14 protein-coding genes and 1 riboswitch are annotated in these 18,251 nt (G+C 43.6%); of the genes, 11 read left to right on the top strand and 3 right to left on the bottom strand.

Features of this window, described 5'->3' with window-relative positions; genetic code table 11:
- Positions 1-104: 104 nt before the first annotated feature.
- From ACEYKX_RS03545 to rlmC, 7 genes are all read left to right on the top strand, one after another.
- Positions 105-863: a hypothetical protein gene (locus tag ACEYKX_RS03545; RefSeq protein ID WP_373767841.1), complete on the top strand. Its 759-nt coding sequence runs from the start codon at positions 105-107 to the stop codon at positions 861-863.
- Positions 851-2,788, top strand: a complete 1,938-nt coding sequence (locus tag ACEYKX_RS03540; RefSeq protein WP_373780486.1) for a prolipoprotein diacylglyceryl transferase family protein — start codon at positions 851-853, stop codon at positions 2,786-2,788. Before ACEYKX_RS03545 ends, ACEYKX_RS03540 begins: the two co-directional genes overlap by 13 nt.
- Before the next feature lie 142 nt (positions 2,789-2,930).
- Positions 2,931-4,610, top strand: coding sequence for a DNA repair protein RecN (gene recN / locus ACEYKX_RS03535; RefSeq protein ID WP_373767843.1), 1,680 nt, complete (start codon positions 2,931-2,933; stop codon positions 4,608-4,610).
- Positions 4,611-4,653: 43 nt separating this feature from the next.
- On the top strand, positions 4,654-5,334 hold the full coding sequence (gene mutH / locus ACEYKX_RS03530; protein ID WP_373767844.1) for a DNA mismatch repair endonuclease MutH: 681 nt from the start codon (positions 4,654-4,656) through the stop codon (positions 5,332-5,334).
- 87 nt (positions 5,335-5,421) lie between these two features.
- Entirely contained in the window at positions 5,422-6,162 is a 741-nt protein-coding gene (locus ACEYKX_RS03525; RefSeq protein ID WP_373767845.1) for a TerC family protein, read from the top strand.
- 46 nt (positions 6,163-6,208) lie between these two features.
- Positions 6,209-7,231: a beta-N-acetylhexosaminidase gene (gene nagZ, locus ACEYKX_RS03520; RefSeq protein ID WP_373767846.1), complete on the top strand. Its 1,023-nt coding sequence runs from the start codon at positions 6,209-6,211 to the stop codon at positions 7,229-7,231.
- The gene (gene rlmC / locus ACEYKX_RS03515) at positions 7,224-8,390 is read left to right on the top strand and encodes a 23S rRNA (uracil(747)-C(5))-methyltransferase RlmC (protein ID WP_373767847.1); all 1,167 of its coding nucleotides are present in this window, start codon (positions 7,224-7,226) and stop codon (positions 8,388-8,390) included. The genes nagZ and rlmC overlap by 8 nt, the downstream gene beginning before the upstream one ends.
- A 61-nt stretch (positions 8,391-8,451) precedes the next feature.
- Here rlmC and ACEYKX_RS03510 read toward each other — a convergent pair whose 3' ends face one another.
- Complete coding sequence (locus ACEYKX_RS03510; RefSeq protein WP_373767848.1) at positions 8,452-9,816, bottom strand: alanine/glycine:cation symporter family protein; 1,365 nt, start codon at positions 9,814-9,816, stop codon at positions 8,452-8,454.
- A gap of 104 nt (positions 9,817-9,920) precedes the next feature.
- Positions 9,921-10,046, bottom strand: a riboswitch (glycine riboswitch).
- Positions 10,047-10,378: 332 nt separating this feature from the next.
- Positions 10,379-12,994 carry a bifunctional acetaldehyde-CoA/alcohol dehydrogenase gene (gene adhE / locus ACEYKX_RS03505; RefSeq protein ID WP_373767849.1) on the bottom strand — a complete coding sequence of 872 codons (2,616 nt, stop codon included), beginning with the start codon at positions 12,992-12,994 and terminating at the stop codon, positions 10,379-10,381.
- Between the two features lie 263 nt (positions 12,995-13,257).
- Between adhE and hemC the strand changes: the two genes are divergently transcribed.
- Genes hemC through ACEYKX_RS03485 form a run of 4 tightly spaced genes read left to right on the top strand, consistent with a single transcriptional unit; the run spans position 13,258 to position 17,602 of the window.
- Positions 13,258-14,187, top strand: coding sequence for a hydroxymethylbilane synthase (gene hemC / locus ACEYKX_RS03500; RefSeq protein ID WP_373767850.1), 930 nt, complete (start codon positions 13,258-13,260; stop codon positions 14,185-14,187).
- The gene (locus tag ACEYKX_RS03495; RefSeq protein WP_373767851.1) at positions 14,184-14,942 is read left to right on the top strand and encodes a uroporphyrinogen-III synthase; all 759 of its coding nucleotides are present in this window, start codon (positions 14,184-14,186) and stop codon (positions 14,940-14,942) included. The genes hemC and ACEYKX_RS03495 overlap by 4 nt, the downstream gene beginning before the upstream one ends.
- A 21-nt stretch (positions 14,943-14,963) precedes the next feature.
- Positions 14,964-16,343: a uroporphyrinogen-III C-methyltransferase gene (locus tag ACEYKX_RS03490; protein ID WP_373767852.1), complete on the top strand. Its 1,380-nt coding sequence runs from the start codon at positions 14,964-14,966 to the stop codon at positions 16,341-16,343.
- Between the two features lie 11 nt (positions 16,344-16,354).
- Positions 16,355-17,602 (top strand): heme biosynthesis protein HemY, encoded by a 1,248-nt coding sequence (locus tag ACEYKX_RS03485; RefSeq protein WP_373767853.1) that lies wholly within the window; start codon positions 16,355-16,357, stop codon positions 17,600-17,602.
- Between the two features lie 96 nt (positions 17,603-17,698).
- Here the strand turns inward: ACEYKX_RS03485 and ACEYKX_RS03480 are convergent, their stop codons facing one another.
- A complete protein-coding gene (locus ACEYKX_RS03480; RefSeq protein WP_373767922.1) occupies positions 17,699-18,022 on the bottom strand; it encodes a DUF5339 domain-containing protein in 324 nt (107 codons plus the stop codon).
- Positions 18,023-18,251 lie beyond the last annotated feature (229 nt).

Raw genomic sequence — 18,251 nt, 5'->3', positions numbered from 1 at the left:
TAATTTCATTCTGCTTTCCGAGCAGGATCATCAAGTCATATTGTATTATTAACGTAAAAATAGCTAAAAAAGTGACCACACTTTATTCGAAAAGGGGGGATCCGATGTTTCATCTGAAAAAGCATTACTTTGACGGAATCGATCAACAGGGAAATTTATTTATCATTTACGATGCTGCTTTAACTATCGGCGGCATCTCCATCCCCTATTCATCCATTATTACTCAGCTTAACGGTAAAAACCTCGAACATCGGCGTTTAAGCCGTCTTAAAAGATCCGACGCCCAAATCAGACACAATAAGCTGAACTTCAACGGTAGTTGGCTGCCTTTAAGTCACATCTCACCGCTTACGTTATATCAACGGGGCAGGCGTCGTTTAATTTGGCATTGCCATACGGCAAAAGCGGATTTTGAATTGGAATTTGCACAACAAACTTATCGTGGGTTAGGCTATGCGGAAACCTTAGAAATGAATTTTGCACCATGGCTTCTTCCTATTAGCGAATTACGTTGGGGACGTTTTTTATCCGCCAACCACAGTATCGTTTGGATCGAATGGTTGGGGGAAACAACGCTGAAAAAACTGATTTGGAACGGAGAATTGATTAAAAATTTTGAAATCAACGATAACGTCTTATTAATTAAAGAAAAGCAACTGTCATTATATTTCCGCCGACCGATGATAATTAAGGATGAACCTTTAGTTAAAATTACCGAGCGTTTTAAATTCCTACGTTTTCTAATCAAAAAATCGTTCCTGCAAAGCAGGGAAACCAAGTGGAAAAGCGAGGCGGAACTGAGCGTTGCCAATCAAACGGAAAAAGGCTTTGCTTTATACGAGAGGGTACTATGGAAAAAATAAAAATTACACTGCAAAAAATAATTTATGGCGCCGTTTTTTGCCTTGGTTTGCCGTTGCTACTGGTGGTTTGGGCGCAACATACGGAAAGCAGCGTGCAGATCCCCGTTCCGCAATTTCCCTATTGGGGTTTAATATTAGCTTTGAGCGGTCTTGCTTTAATGCTTTGGGCGATGTTCGGTTTATGGAAACTAGGTCGCGGCTTGCCGATGAATGCCTTCCCGCCGCAAAATTATGTGACCCGCGGCGCTTACCGTCTGTTTCGTCATCCGATTTATACGGGAGCGGCGCTGATTTCTTTCGGATTATCTTTGTATTTTGATTCTTCCTCAGGATTTTGGTTGGTTTCACCGCTTTTTGTCTTGTTTATTGTGGCTTATGTATTAGGCTTCGAGCGGGAAATCATTGAAAAACATTTCCACAACCAACCCGAACAACACCGTACTTGGTTTGATTTGCCGTCAAACAGCTTACAAGCGCTCAATTTGCAACAAAAAAGTAGCCTGTTGCTGACCGTATTTTTGCCTTGGTTCGTGATTTACGAAGCCTTTATTTTTATCGGGAACGGTAAAGACGTATTTTTTACCGAGATCGCACTCGATCAGGCGGTTCCGTTTATCAGTTGGACGGTGCTGTTTTATATTGCACTCTATCCTTTGGCGCTGCTGTTGCCGTTTATTCTGCCGACACAGCAACAGGCGCGTTCATTCGCTTTGCAAGCCTATACGGGGATGGCGCTCATTTTCTACTGCTATTTGGTTGTGCCTGCGGCGGTGGACTATCAACCGATCGCCGACAACGATATTTTCACCCGCTTAATCAACTTGAACCGCGAAACGGACGGCGCCGTTGCAGCCCTTCCTTCTTTTCACGTCTTTTGGGCGTTAATGGTCGGTCGTTATTACGGACTTCGTTATAACCGTTACAGTGGCATTATATGGCTGTTCAGTGCTTTGATTGTGGTAAGCTGCCTGACTATCAAAAGCCATACGATTGCCGATGTATTATTCGGTATCATCGCTTATTGGCTCAGTCATTATCGTGTACCCGTATACCTTTATTTACTCCGTTTATGCGAAAATATTTCCAATTCGTGGCACGAATGGCGCAGAGGTAAAGTGCGGTTGATTAATCACGGATTTTATGCGGCAATCGGCGGATTTTGCGGGTTTTTGATTATGGGCTATTTTATGCCCGAGCAACTTTGGGTGCTGTATGCTATCGGTATCGCGGGCTTTGTCGGAGCGGGATTATGGGCACAATGGGTGGAAGGTTCGTCAATATTACTACGTCCTTTCGGCTACTATGGCAGCGTGCTGGGGGTTATTTTCACGGTGATATTGATCGCGCTGTTTTCCGCAATCGACTTCTGGCAGTTAATGGCGGTTGCCGCGCTTGCCGCCAGTCCGATTCAATTTTGGGGACGCTGCCGCTGCTTGGTGCAAGGTTGCTGCCACGGCAAACCGACACATATCGCCGGCATCCGTTTTTATCATCCGAAATCCAGAGTCAATAAACTGGCGGGTTGGCAAGGCAAAAATCTTTATCCGACCCAATTTTATTCGATGCTGGCAAACTTTTTTACTTTCTTTATTTTATGGCGTTTAACCACATTGGAAACATCCGCCGCCTTTATTGCCGGTATTTATTTGATTCTCAACGGCGCATTCCGTTTTGTGGAAGAGTCCCTACGTGGTGAACCGCAAACACCGTATTTTATCGGAATGCGCGTTTATCAATGGCTCGCCCTACTTTCTATTTTGAGCGGTATCGTTTTTACCTGCATACCTTCACCACCGTTAAGCGCCGGCGGACTAACACCGTCCCTATGGTTTAATGCCATGATTTATTTCATCATTATTCTATGCGTGTACGGTTTAGACTTCCCGTACAGCAACGCGAAGTTTTCAAGATTAACGCAGGAATAAAAATGAACTAAATACAAAGTACGGTCGGTTTTTCAATCGTTTTATCTAGGATAGCCTCTAAAAAATTTTGCAAATCCCATTTACTGTTTATAAAAACAGGTTTACTATATGCCCATACAGTATCTTGTATGGGTATTTTCTTATGCTAACTCAATTAACCATCAATAATTTTGCGATTGTTCGCCACCTAACCCTTGAATTAAACGAAGGAATGTCCGTGATTACAGGGGAAACTGGGGCGGGTAAGTCTATCGGGATTGACGCACTGGGCTTATGTTTGGGCTATCGTTCCGAAAGTTCGATGATCCGAAATGGTGCGGATAAAGCGGACATTTCGGCGACATTTTCAATGCAACCGAACAGCCCTGCGTATTTATGGCTAAAGGAACACGAGCTACTGGATGAAGATAACCCGCAAGAGTGCATTTTACGTCGCATGATCAATCAAGAAGGGCGTTCCAAAGCCTTTGTCAATAATCACCCAATTCCTGTTTCACAACTGCGAGAGCTTGGGCAATACCTTATCCATTTGAATGGTCAGCACGCCCCGCAACTTCTACTAAAAAGTGATTACCAACTGGAATTAGTGGATAACTATGCGAATTTACATTTGTTGTTGGCGGAAATGGCAACACAATATCAAGGTTGGCGGAAACTATATAAACAGGTGCAAAATTTTCATCAACAATGCCAAGAAAATGAAGCTCGCAAGCAACTGTTGCAATATCAGGTGGATGAATTGGATGAATTTGCCATTAAAGAGGGGGAATTTGAACAATTAGAAGAAGAGCAGTCCCGCCTTGCAAATTCGGAACAGTTGACAGAATTATCCCAAGCAGTCGTAAATCGCTTGATTGATGATGAGATAAATGCGGATTCATTGATATATGGCGCAATTCGCGATTTGGAACAGCTTGTAGAAATCGATAGCCATTACCAATCGGCATTGGATATGCTTAATGACGCATTAATTCAAATTCAAGAAGCCGGTTCGGAAATCAGTAGTCTGGCAAATCGGATTGAACAAGATCCGGAGCGCCTTGAAGAATTGGATGAGCGTATTGGCAAAGCTATGCAGCTTGCGCGCAAACATCATGTTTCGACCACAGAATTGCATCAACACCATTTAATTTTAAAAGCGGAATTACAGCAACTGCTTGATTTTGAAGATAATGAAGAGCAATTGATTATTGATGAGAAAAAAGCGTATCAAACTTGTATTGAGTTGGCTCGGCAGATTTATCAAAAGCGTGTTGAAGCAGGGCAAAAGCTTTCCGAGCAAGTGACTCAGCAGATTAAACAATTGGCTATGGAAAACGGAGAATTTTTTATTGAAGTAAAACACAACCCCGATAAATTATCAGCAAACGGTGCGGATTTTGTTGAATTCAATTTGCGCAGTAACCTTGGTCAGCAAGCCCAACCATTGGCAAAAATTGCATCAGGCGGTGAGTTATCTCGGATTTCCCTTGCGGTGCAAGTCTTAACGGCGAATAAACTTTCAACGCCAACGATTATTTTCGATGAAGTCGATGCTGGGATCAGCGGGCCAACCGCAACGGTGGTCGGTAGACTACTACGTCAACTGGGTAAAAAATGCCAAGTGTTATGCGTGACTCATTTACCGCAAGTGGCAAGCCACGGTAATCATCATTTTAACGTGCAAAAACAAGTTGAAAATAATCAAACGGAAACCAAAATGAGCTTACTGACACCAAAAGAACGAGTAAAAGCCTTAGCCCGATTGTTAGGGGGAGAAAAAATTACAGATGCTGTGTTAGCGAATGCACAAGAAATGTTAGATTTGGCAGAGCAGGGCTAACGCAGTAAAATGGTTGCCTTGACAGATTAACTTTACTATCAGTATGCAACTAGCCACTTATTCTGCTACCGAGGAGGAATTATTCGCCAAAGCCCAATGGTTGGCGGGATTTACCTTAGGTGAAATTGCCGAACTGTTACATATCGCCGTTCCGCCTGATTTACGTCGCGATAAAGGCTGGGTCGGTATGTTGATTGAAACGGCATTAGGGGCAAAAGCGGGCAGTAAGCCTGAACAAGATTTTGCCCATTTGGGGATTGAATTGAAAACCATCCCGGTGAATGAAAAAGGCGTACCGTTAGAAACGACTTTTGTGAGCCTTGCGCCTTTAACAAATAATCACGGAATTGTATGGCAAACGTCTCACGTAAAGCATAAGTTACAGCGGGTGTTATGGGTTCCCGTGGAAGGTAAACGCTCCATTCCGTTGGAAAAAAGGTATATCGGGCAGCCGATTTTGTGGTCACCCTCACCGAAGCAAGAACAGCAATTGCAACAAGATTGGGAAGAGCTGATGGAATTAATCGTGTTGGGACGGTTACATGAAATTAACGCCACGTTAGGCGAAGTTTTACAATTGCGTCCGAAAGGTCGAAATAATCAGTCGTTAGCCGGAGCCGTTAATCAACATGGTGAAAAAATTCAGTCACTACCGCTGGGATTTTATTTACGTAAGCAGTTTACTGCAGAGATTTTACAAAATTTTTTGTATTCTCCCCTTTAATTTAGGCGTCTCTCTCTATATGATGTGCGACTTTTAGTTTGGCAAATTTTGTCGTTTTTTTAATCTTATTACATCAAGGATATTTCTATGTTTGAGTGGATGGCGAGCCCGGAAGCGTGGATTGCTCTTTTTACCCTGGCTGCATTAGAGATTGTATTGGGTATTGATAACATTATTTTCATCAGTATCTTAGTCTCCCGTTTACCGGAAAAACAACGTCAATCGGCACGTATTATCGGTCTCGGTTTGGCAATGGGAACGCGTATCTTATTATTGCTTTCCCTCGCTTGGATGATGAGATTGGTTGATCCGTTGTTTTCCGTGATGGGTAAACCGGTTTCCGGACGAGACCTCATCTTAATTTTAGGGGGCTTATTCCTGATTATTAAAAGTTTCATGGAATTGATTGAAGCCGTTAAAGGCGAATCACACGACGAGCAGAGCAGCGCGACCAAAAAAGCCAATTATTTCATGATCTTAGTTCAAATTGCGATTTTAGACATCGTTTTCTCGTTAGACTCGGTTATTACGGCGGTCGGTATGGCTGATGATATTCCGGTCATGGTGATTGCCATTATGATTGCCGTTGGTGTTATGATGTTCGCGGCAAAACCAATTGGTGATTTTGTGGATAACAATCCGACTATTAAAAATCTTGCGCTCGCCTTCTTGATTTTAATCGGAACGGCATTAGTCGGTGAAGGTTTCAACGTTCATATTCCGAAATCGGCGATTTACACCGCTATGGCATTCTCTGTGATTGTCGAATTTCTTAACATTACCATGCGTAAGAATCAGGCAAAACATCAGGTAAAGCATCAAGAATAATTGTAAAATAGCCCTCGAATGAGGGCTTTTTAATTTAAGGGGAATTATGTTACTTATTGATTTGGTCGGCTATGAATTGACTCAAGAAGAGCAAGAATTGCTTGAACATCCGCTCGTTTCAGGACTTATTTTATTTACTCGAAATTTTCACGATAAAGCGCAACTGCAGGCGTTGATTCAAGCTGTTCGTCAACGGGTGAAAAAGCCGTTACTCATTACCGTTGATCAAGAAGGTGGTCGGGTACAGCGTTTCCGTGAAGGATTTACCAAATTACCGGCAATGCAATCTTTTTTACAATTAGACCGCTTACAACTTGCTCAAGAAGCAGGTTGGCTGGTGGCGGCTGAAATGTTTGCATTAGATATTGATTTAAGTTTTGCCCCCGTGTTGGATTTAGGACATTGTAGCAAAGCAATCGGCGATCGTTCGTTTGGGGAAGATGTAGCCACAATGCTACCTGTCGCTGAAGCCTTTATTGACGGAATGCGTGAGATCGGTATGGCGACGACGGGGAAACATTTTCCCGGACACGGACATGTGATTGCCGATTCACATTTAGAAACACCTTTTGACGATCGACCGAAAGAAACCATTTTCAATCATGATCTTCAGCCGTTTAAACAACTGATCGCCAAAGGGAAATTATCGGCGATTATGCCTGCTCACGTGATTTACACCCAGTGTGACAGCCAACCTGCCAGTGGTTCGAGTTACTGGCTGAAAGAGATTTTACGCAAGCAGTTGCAATTTAACGGCGTGATTTTCTCTGATGATTTAGGAATGAAAGGTGCTGGGTTTATGGGGAACTATGTGGAACGAAGCGAGAAAGCCTTACAAGCAGGTTGTGATTTGTTGCTACTCTGCAACGAGCCTGACGGCGTGGTGCAAGTGTTAGATAACCTGAAATATCAGCCTACCCCAACACAGAAAGAACGCCACTTAAGCCTAATGAAACGCCGTTCAATCAGTTGGTCAGAGCTAGAAGCCAGCCCACGTTGGCAACAGGCTCATCAACAGCTTGCTACACTTCAAGATCAATGGTTGGAATGGAAAGCCCAGAATGCCTAAACTCAACTGCCACCATTTTGAACAGAACAGTTGCAATTCGTGCCAATGGCTTCATAAAAGCTATGCCGAACAACTGGCAGAGAAAACGGCGGATCTCAAGCGGTTAGTTTCGCCTTATCTTTTGCAAAGCACGGAATTTTTACCTGCGGTCACATCGCCTTTGGCACATTTTCGTAACAAAGCCAAAATGGTGGTCACAGGCAGTGTTGAACGTCCAATTTTAGGGATTTTAAATGAAGACGGCACCGGCACGGATTTAACGGACTGCCCACTCTATCCGCAAGCCTTTACACCACTTTTCCCTATTCTGAAAACCTTTATCGGACGGGCTGGGCTTGTACCTTACAACGTGGCAAAAAAACGGGGCGAACTCAAATACATCTTGATTACTCAAAGTCAGCATAATCAATCTTTGATGATCCGCTTTGTGCTAAGAAGTGAGCTAAAACGACCGCTTGTCGAGCGTGAATTGCCAATGTTACTGTCTCAACTGCCTGAAAAATCGGTGGTGAGTTTGAATATACAACCGCAACATTCTGCGATTTTGGAAGGTGAACAAGAGATTTTTCTGACGAAACAGCAAGTATTAGAAGAGCGTTTTAACCAAATTCCGCTGTTTATTCGTCCGCAAGGTTTCTTCCAAACCAATCCAACGGTCGCCAGCCAACTTTATCACACGGCTCAAGAATGGATAAAAGAGCTACCAATTACACAACTTTGGGATCTGTTCTGCGGTGTCGGGGGCTTTGGACTACATTGTGCCAACACATTACAAGCCAACAATCCAAATGTCGCACTTACGGGCATTGAAATTTCTGCCTCTGCCATCGCCAGTGCCACAAAATCCGCCCAACAGCTTGGCTTACAAAATGTCAAATTCGCTTCGTTGGACTCGGCTCAATTTGCCTTGAATGAACAAGGAACAACGCCCGATCTCGTGATTGTCAATCCACCAAGACGGGGCATCGGCAAACCGTTAGCCGAATTTATCAATCAACTCGGTTCGCCTTACTTGATTTATTCCAGTTGTAATGCAGAAACCATGGCAAAAGATTTTGCCTCACTCAGCGATTATGAACTTCAAAAAGTCCAATTATTCGATATGTTTCCCCATACAGCGCATTACGAAACATTGACATTCTTAGTCAGAAAATCTTAATAAGCGGTCTTTTTCTGAGAAAAATTTGCAAATCAATCCGCCGAACCGACCGCTTGTATGATTAAACCAAGCCTTGTTTCAAACGTTCAAAATAGTTTTTGGTTTCTTCAATCACCACATGACGCAGTGCCACCAAGGCGACTAAGTTCGGGAACGCCATTAAGCCGTTGACGATATCGGCTAATGTCCAAATGGTATTCAGCTGAATGAACGGAGCACAGGCAATTAACGCAATAAAAGCGACGCGGTAGAATTTAATGCCTTTGGTGCGTCCGCCGGTAAGATACACGAAGCAACGCTCACCGTAGTAACACCAACCTAAAATGGTGGTAAACGCAAAAAAGACCAAACCGACGGAAACAATCATGGCGCCGATAGGGCTGGATAATCCCTCGGAAAAGGCAACGTTGGTTAAGACGGCACCACTTGCAGGACCTTGCCAAACGCCGGTTAATACGATAACCAACCCGGTCATGGAACACACAATGATAGTATCGAGGAACGTCCCGGTCATGGAGATCAAGCCTTGACGAACAGGTTCTTTGGTTTGTGCAGCGGCAGCGGCAATCGGAGCGCTCCCTAAGCCGGACTCGTTAGAGAAAATCCCGCGTGCAACACCGGATTGAATCGCCTGCATCACAGTAAAACCGACGACACCACCCAAGGCGGCTTGCGGGTTAAATGCGGCTTGAATAATAAATGCGATGGTTGCCGGCACTTTATCGGCATGAATCAGTAGAATGATTACGGAGACGCCGACATAACCGACCGCCATGAACGGGACAATCACGCTGGCGAATTTCGAAATACGTTGTACACCGCCAAGCGTAATCGCAGCAACGGTAAGAGTTAGGATGACGGCGGTAATGCCGATCGGCAGATGGAACGAGTCGTGCAACGCCGTCGTAATACCGTTCACTTGCGGAAAGGTACCGATCCCGAACAAGGCGACCATCACGCCGAAAAAAGCAAAGAGTTTTGCCAGCCATTTCCATTTTGCTCCCATACCCATTTCGATATAGTACATCGGACCGCCGGCGATATAGCCGTCTCTGTCTTTTCCGCGGAATTTGATAGCCAATAAGCATTCAGCGTATTTGGTCGCCATACCGAAAAGGGCGATGAGCCACATCCAAAAAACGGCGCCCGGTCCGCCCGCTTGAATGGCGGTTGCGACACCGACGATATTGCCCGTACCGATGGTAGCAGCCAATGCGGTCGCCAAGGCGCCGAATGCGGAAATATCGCCGGATTGATCGTTTCCTTTTTCTTTTTTGAAAATATAACTAAATGCGCGCGGCAGGTAAGCGAATTGAAGGAGTTTTAGTCTTAAAGTGAAATAAATACCGACCCCGGCAACAAGTAGCAGTAGCGGAGGGCCCCAAACGATATTGTTAATTGAATTGAGTATTGAGTCGATTGACATTGATAAGTTCCTCGTAAAAACGACTTACAAGGAAAGAAAAGGAGCGATCACAAGCGCTCTGTTTTTGCAAAAATTTTACAAAAATCGACCGCTTGTAAGAATCACTTTTCTCCCCTGTCCTTTTGCCTGAGCGTTTCACGGTATTCGCAAATTGATTTGCAAATCAGACCGCTTGCGCCTTCGGCGTCCATTTTCTGCTGTGCAGATTGGATCTCTCCAAGGGTTCGTCCAATAGCTGTCCTCGCTGTCGCACCTGAAAGAGTTTACCTCGTCGGTGTGGGGTTAATTCGCCCACTCTCCAGCTATCTTCATCCGAACATTCTTTTTAAATCAAAAAGAGGTGCGAATTCTAACAATTCTTTAGGGTGAGTCAATATCTTAAAAATCAAATAAGCTGAAGAAAGGTGATTGGTTGCATGGAAATTGATCGGATTCAATAATTTTGTAAGATAAATAAAAGCGAGCCGCTTTTGCAAAAGATGTCGTCTAAGTGACCGCTTGTATCAAAACAAAACCCCGACAGTCCGCCGGGGTTTGGATTATTATCGGATTCGATAACAGATTATTTACCGTAGAAAGCCTTGGTCATGATTTCTTCCATGTCGGTCACCATCGCTAAACGAGGGTTTGCCGGTGTACATTGGTCTTCAAACGCATTGAGAGCCAATTCATGGCGGGCTTCTAAGAAAGCGGCTTCCTCTACGCCTTGATCTTTTAATGCCATTTTCACACCACAACGTACGGCTAAGTCGTGAACGGCTTTCGCGAACGACTCCACACCTTCTGCCGGTGTTGCCGCCGGTAAACCTAACATTTTCGCAATGTCTTGGTAGCGAACGTCCGCCACATAATCGGTATATTTCGGCCATGTTGCGACTTTCGTCGGACGGGTACCGTTATAACGGATAACGTGCGGAAGAAGAATCGCGTTGGTACGACCGTGAACGGTATGGAATTTACCGCCGATTTTGTGTGCCATCGAGTGACAGATACCTAGGAAGGCGTTAGCAAATGCCATCCCTGCCATGGTTGAAGCATTGTGCATTTTTTCACGAGCCACTTCATCAAATTCTTTGACGGATTTTTCAAGGTTTTCAAATACCAATTTGATTGCTTGTAGCGCCAAACCGTCGGTGTAGTCATTGGCAAGAATAGAAACGTAAGCTTCCGTCGCATGCGTTAACACGTCCAAACCGGTATCGGCGGCAACGTGTGACGGTACTGACATCACAAGTGCCGGGTCAACGATGGCAACCGTCGGTGTGAGCGAGTAGTCGGCTAACGGGTATTTAATATCTCCGTCAGTGATGACCGCAAACGGTGTAACTTCGGAACCGGTACCGGATGTGGTCGGGATACCGACGAATTTCGCTTTACGACCTAACTGCGGGAATTTGAACGCACGTTTACGGATATCCATGAATTTTTGGACTAAATCACGGAAATCTACGTCAGGTTGTTCATAGAATAACCACATGACTTTTGCCGCATCCATCGGAGAACCACCGCCGAGTGCGATAATGGTATCCGGTCGGAAACTGCGCATTAACTCCGTACCGCGACGTACGGTTTCAATGCTCGGGTTCGGTTCAACGTCGGCGAACAGTTGGTAAGTGACTTTGTTGCGACGTAAGCGTAATTGTTCGGTAATTCTGTCGACAAAGCCTAAATCCACCATGGAGCGGTCTGTGATGATCATCACTTTTTCCGCATCTTTCATGGATTTAAGGTATTGAATCGAATCACGTTCAAAGTAGATTTTGGATGGAACTTTAAACCATTGCATATTATTTCTCCGTCTGCCCACACGTTTAATATTTAAGAGATTGACTGCACTGACGTTGTTGCCTACAGAGTTTTTACCGTAAGAACCGCATCCGAGCGTGAGGGACGGAAGGAAGGAGTTATAGACGTCACCGATACCGCCGAAGGTTGACGGTGAATTCCAAATAACGCGGATAGCTTTAACGCGTTTACCGAATTCTTTTGCCAATTCTTTATTTTGCGTATGGATTGCCGCCGAGTGACCTAAACCGTGGAAGTTCACCATGGCCTCGGAAAGCGCCAAACCGTGTTCGGTAGAGTCGGATTTTAATAAAGCGAGCACCGGTGAGAGTTTTTCGCGTGTAAGTGGTTCGAGCTCACCGACTTCTTTACATTCGGCTAACAGGATATTGGTGTTTGCCGGGACGGTGAAACCGGCTTGTTCGGCAATCCAAGCGGCCGCTTTACCTACCACGGCGGCATTTAATTTGGCGCCGGAGCAGCTGGCTTTATCCGCTTTATCAACACCGAAAATATATTTTTCCAGTAATGCTTTCTCTTTTTTGTTGACGAGGTAAACACCGTAAGATTGCATTTCTTTCACAAATTCGTCGTAAACTTCTTTGTCGACAATGGCGGCTTGTTCAGAGGCACAAATCATACCGTTGTCGAATGATTTGGACATAACTATATCGTAAACCGCTTGTTTGACTTTGGCGGTTTTTTCGACATAGGCAGGGACGTTACCCGCACCGACCCCTAAAGCCGGTTTACCGCATGAATAAGCGGCTTCCACCATGGCGTTACCGCCGGTAGCAAGAATGGTGGCGATACCCGGATGTTTCATCAATGCCGATGTTCCCTCCATTGATGGAGTTTTAATCCATTGGACGCAGTTTTTTGGAGCGCCGGCAGCGACAGCCGCATCATAAACGATTTGCGCCGCATGGGCTGAACATTGTTGTGCGGAAGGGTGGAAAGCAAAGACAATAGGGTTGCGGGTTTTGAGAGCGATTAACGCTTTGAAAATCGTGGTAGAGGTCGGATTAGTCGTCGGGGTAATACCACAAACAACACCGACAGGATCTGCAATCTCGGTAATACCGGTGACATCGTCTTCACTAATAACCCCTGCCGTTTTTAAGTGGCGCATATTATTCACCACATATTCACAGGCAAACAGGTTTTTCGTCGCTTTATCTTCAAATACACCGCGACCGGTTTCCTCTACTGCGTGTAAAGCAAGAACGCCGTGCTTATCGAGTGCCGCAACGGATGCTTTTGCGACGATATAATCTACTTGTTCCTGATTTAATTGGCGAAATTCTTCTAGCGCCACTAAACCTTTTCCGACAAGTTCGTTTACTTCAGCTTGAGCATCGTACGGTTGTGCGGATTTTGCATTTTGAGCCATAGTCGTTTTCCTCTAGAGAATTAATTTTATCCACGGAAATTATTGCTCATTTGGAGCTAATTTACTTCTTATTTTGTCATGTCTTTGAGGTATTTGTGATCTACATCAAGTTTTTGAGATTGGTTATCATCTTTGCAAAATGAAGAAAACAATTTGGTAACATTTATGCAAGGATTAAAACAGGAAAGTGACAGAATTTTTGGCAGAATAGATAAATAGTGGTAGGATAATGCCGATTTACACCAGTATAAAAAGTATAATTCATGAAAGACGTTTTAAAAATTGCAACACGTCAAAGCCCGTTGGCGTTATGGCAAGCGAATTTTGTTAAGTCGGCACTGGAGCAACGTTTTCCGTATTTATCCGTTGAATTGGTTACCATGGTCACAAAGGGGGATGTAATTTTAGATACCCCGCTGGCAAAAATCGGTGGAAAAGGGTTGTTCGTAAAAGAATTGGAGCAGGCATTACTTGACGGTAGAGCGGATCTGGCGGTACATTCGATGAAAGACGTGCCGATGGCGTTTCCTGCAGGGTTAGGCTTAGCGGTAATTTGTGAACGGGAAGATCCGCGAGATGCCTTTGTATCCAATCGTTATGCTAATTTAAATGCATTACCGGCAGGTGCGGTTGTCGGTACGTCCAGTTTACGTCGTCAGTGCCAATTGATGGCAAAATATCCGCATTTGCATATTAAATCCTTGCGCGGTAATGTCGGTACCCGTTTAAATAAATTGGACAACGGCGACTATGATGCCATTATTTTGGCAAGTGCCGGTTTGATTCGGTTAGGTTTACAGGAACGTATTCGAGATTTTCTCTCGGTCGAACAATCGTTGCCGGCAGCGGGACAAGGTGCGGTAGGTATTGAAACACGGGTGAATGATGAGCGTGTATTAGGTTATGTTACGGCGCTCAATCATCAACCGACAGCATATTGTGTAACGGCGGAAAGGGCGATGAACGCCCGTTTGCAGGGTGGGTGTCAGGTGCCTATCGGCGGTTTTGCTCAATTACAAGGTGAAAATCTGACGTTAACGGCGCTAGTGGGAAATCTCGACGGTTCAACAATTATTCGGGCGAGCGGTACAGCCGATGTGCAAGCTGCGGAGCAGCTTGGTATTTCAGTCGCAGAACAACTTTTACGCCAAGGAGCGGATGAAATTCTGCAGGAAATCTATCAAATTGAATGAATGTATTAATTACACGTCCGGATTTGCGGGGAAAACAGTTGGTCGAAATGTTGGCAGAGCGCCATATTTTTGCTATTCATCAGCCACTGTTTACGATTGAGGCCGGCGGCGAATTGCCGCAACTGCCCTCGTATTTATCCCGATTAAATGCCGGAGATTACGTTTTTGCCGTCTCAAAAAATGCCGTCGATTTTGCGGATGAAACATTAAAACAAACCGGCTTTATGTGGCGGAATGATTTAAATTATTTCGCGGTAGGACAAGCTTCCGCCAATTATTTTTCGTCTAAAGCAGAACAAGCGGTACGTTACCCGATAAAATTTGAAAATAGTGAAGGGTTATTACAGCTGCCGGAAATGCAAGATCTGAGCGGAACGCAGATCGTGATTTTAAGAGCCGATGCGGGACGGGAATTTTTTAGCGAACAAGCAGTGCAACGCGGCGCCCATGTTCAGCCTATCGAATGCTATCGGCGTATTATGGTGGAGCAGAATTTAGGGGAACAAATCAGCTTATGCAAACGGGCGGGGATTGATACGATTGTCGTGACAAGCGGTGATATTTTGACGACATTATTCGAGCAAACCTTAGAAAGTGATCGGGAATGGTTGTTGGAATGTGAACTGGTTGTCGTAGGGCAGCGGATTGCCTCGTTGGCAAAAAAATTGAATTGGAATCCGAATAAAATTAAGATTTCAGCAAAAGCAGATAACCTCAATCTGCTTGACGCATTATTAAATCAGTCGGAATGTTAAACTTAGCAATAGGTGGGAACTATGTCAAAACAGAGTAAAAAACAAGAAGCGGTCGAGGTAGCAGAGCAAGCGGTAGAACACGTTCAAACCGCTTTGCAAGACGATGCGGAAAAGGAACAAGCGGTCGGTTCTTCCCAAAATTTTGCAAAAAAGGCAAAAGATGTTGAACCTGAACTTAAGGTGACACAAACGGAAAAAGATACGGAAGTTCCTCAATCCCAAGTTGTTAAGCAGCAATCCGGTGGTAAAGCGATTGCATTACTGGCATTACTTGTCGCTTTAGGTGTCGGTGGTTTGGGGCATTACTTGGCAACGGGTAAGTTCAGCCAAGTCGAACAGCAAATCAGTGCACTCTCCAAGCAAGTCGGTCAACTGCCGTCAACTCAACAAAGCGTAGAATTGCCGAATTTTGATGCGGAAAAATCCCAAATCGCCCAATTGGAAACTGCGTATCAAAAATCCCTTGAGCGGATTGCCCAACTAGAACGTGAACAGGCAACTTATATGCAGCAAATCAATAGTTTGCAAACACAGATTCAAAAATTGGGTTCAAGCCCTAAAGCGGAACCGACTGTTTGGTTGCTTTCCGATGCCGATTTTTTGTTAAACAATGCACTGCGTAAGATGGTGTTGGATAATGATATCGATACAACAAAAAGTTTATTGATTGAGGCGGATAATGTATTAAGCCAAGTCTCCGAACCGGCGGTTTTACCGATACGCGATGCAATTAAATCGGATTTGGCACAATTGGCAAGTTTAAATAAAGTCGATCAAAATAACTTAATGCAACGCTTGGGGCTACTTGCCAATTTAGTTGATGATATGCCGATGCTGGATAATGAGATTGAAGTCGGTAAGACAGAAAACGGAGTGAGTTCATCAATTGATGATTGGCAGCAGAATATTGAGAAAAGTGCGGATTCATTCTTGAGCCATTTTATTCGAGTTAACGATAAAGGCGGTGTCAGTGATAGAGTATTTATTGCTCCGAATCAGGAAATTTATTTACGTGAAAATATTCGATTACGTTTACAAATTGCGATTTTAGCCGTTCCGCGTCAGCAAAATGAACTTTATAAACAATCTCTCGAGGCAGTGAGTACGTGGGTAAGAAGTTATTTTGATGTAAATAATGAAAACGTTAAAACTTTCTTAAATGAAGTGGATGATCTGATTGAACAATCTATTTATATTGATGCACCAACCCGTTTACAAAGTTTGATCTTATTGGATCAGTTATTAAATAAGGCGCCGAAGGTGATTAATAAAATTCAGATTGATGAGGACAAATCGTTAGAGCAACTGAATGCTGTAGAGAAAACCGAAAGTACTCCTGAAGATTCCTCATCCAATCAACCGCCTCAGCAGCAAGCCGATCAACCGGCAACAGCACAATAAGGAGATAGATTATGTTTCGTGTTCTCTTTTTAATGCTTCTTGTTTTAATCGGGTTGATTCTCGGACCGTATATTGCAGGAAATCAAGGTTATGTCCGTATTGAAACGGATACGAAAGTCATTGAAATGAGCCTTGTCGTACTGGTGATACTTTTTGCAGTGGCGATGGCAATTGTATATGGTATTGAGTGGATTGTTACCCGTTTTTTACGTTTAAGTCGAGAGTCTTATCAGTGGTTTGGTAACCGTAAACGTAAGAAAGCACAGCAACAGACGTTGGAAGGCCTAATGAAAATGACGGAGGGGGACTATTCTCAAGCAGAAAAACTTATCAGTAAAAATGCAAAACATTCGGATGAGCCTGTTTTAAATTTTATTAAAGCGGCGGAAGCGGCGCAGCAACGCGGAGATGAGCTAAGTGCGAATAAGCATTTAATGGAAGCGGCAAAAATAGCCGGACCGAATAGTGTTGCAGTAGAGCTTGCCCGAACTCGGATTTTATTGCAACAAGGTAAATTGCCGGCAGCCCGCAGTGCCGTAGACAGTCTTTTAGAATTAGCACCAAATAACACAGATGCTTTACGTTTGGCGATCGATATTTACCAAAAATCTAAAGCGTATAAAGCATTGGATGATGTGCTTGAACATATCGGACAACGCAGCTTTTTGTCGTTGGAAGAATATGAACTTCTTGAACATAGAGTGGATGACGGTTTATTGGATGAAGTCCAGAATGAAGAAGGACAAGAAGGACTGTTGAACTGGTGGGATAATCAACCGAGCCGCCGTCGTCGTTCCGTGTATACTCGTGTCGGAGTGATTAAACGTTTAATCGATAGCGGTGATCATGAATCGGCTGAAAATATTGCATTGGAAACATTGAAAAAATATGAAGATGAGCAATTAGGCTTGCTATTTAAACAATTTACTCGATTACAAGTCGATGAAGAGAGTAAATTGGTTAAAATCCTTGCGAAAAGAGGAGAGAAAGCGAGTTCGTCTTATCGTGATGATTATGCCCGATCATTGGGGTATATTTATGCTCGAGGAGGGGTGTTTGACAAGGCAAAACCTTATTTTATTCAGCTTCTGGATCATCAAGAGTGTGAGGTAAATGACCGAATTATGGCCCTTTATGTTGCTGAACAAACTCATGATTCCAGTCTTGTAAATCGTTTACGCGAAGAAAATTTGAAACAAGTGAATGTTGAAACAAAACCGGCAGAAGAAATATTAGCATTGCCTAAAGATATTTCTTAATATAAATGCAAAAAGTCCTACTTAATAAGTAGGACTTTTTTGTTGTGTTCATCATAATATAAAAACTGAATGCATCCATTCAGTTTTTTATATAAATTAATATTTCTGTTTTAAATTATTTAATGCAATCAAACCCTTATCACAACTTTTCTCTTGCATAGCCACATCCATTTTTAAAATTTGTTGCTTCGATGAGGTAAGCTTATTTTTCATTTTTTGAACTTGAGTGTGAGTTCCGGGTTGTTTTTCGGCACTTGCGACTAAATTGTCAACTTCCTTAAACATCTGTTGGCACTGTTGAGGCAATTTACCGGAAGATTGTGTTTTTGCTATTGAAAGCGATGATGTTTTTAATTCTGTTGCCGAAGCATTGGCTACAAAGAGTAAACAAATACCGGAAGTAATAATTGAACGGAAAATCTTTGTAATCATAAATTTCTCTTTCAAAAAGTCAGACAAACAATTTCTAACATTAATATGTTAACTATAGTGTCGGATCCTAACAGAGAATGAATGTGATGTCACGAATAATTTCGTCAAGCGGAAGTTAATCATGGCTTGTGTCCGGGGATTTGTGAATCGGCATGCCGTACTATTTTGTTTGTCAGTCAAGGTGACATTTAAGCATATTTTGATATTAATCATTTGA

The organism is Glaesserella sp. (assembly GCF_041817755.1).
Lineage (GTDB): Bacteria > Pseudomonadota > Gammaproteobacteria > Enterobacterales > Pasteurellaceae > Glaesserella.
Note: the sequence above shows the minus strand (reverse complement) of the source record. Positions and strands in the feature narration are given on the sequence as shown.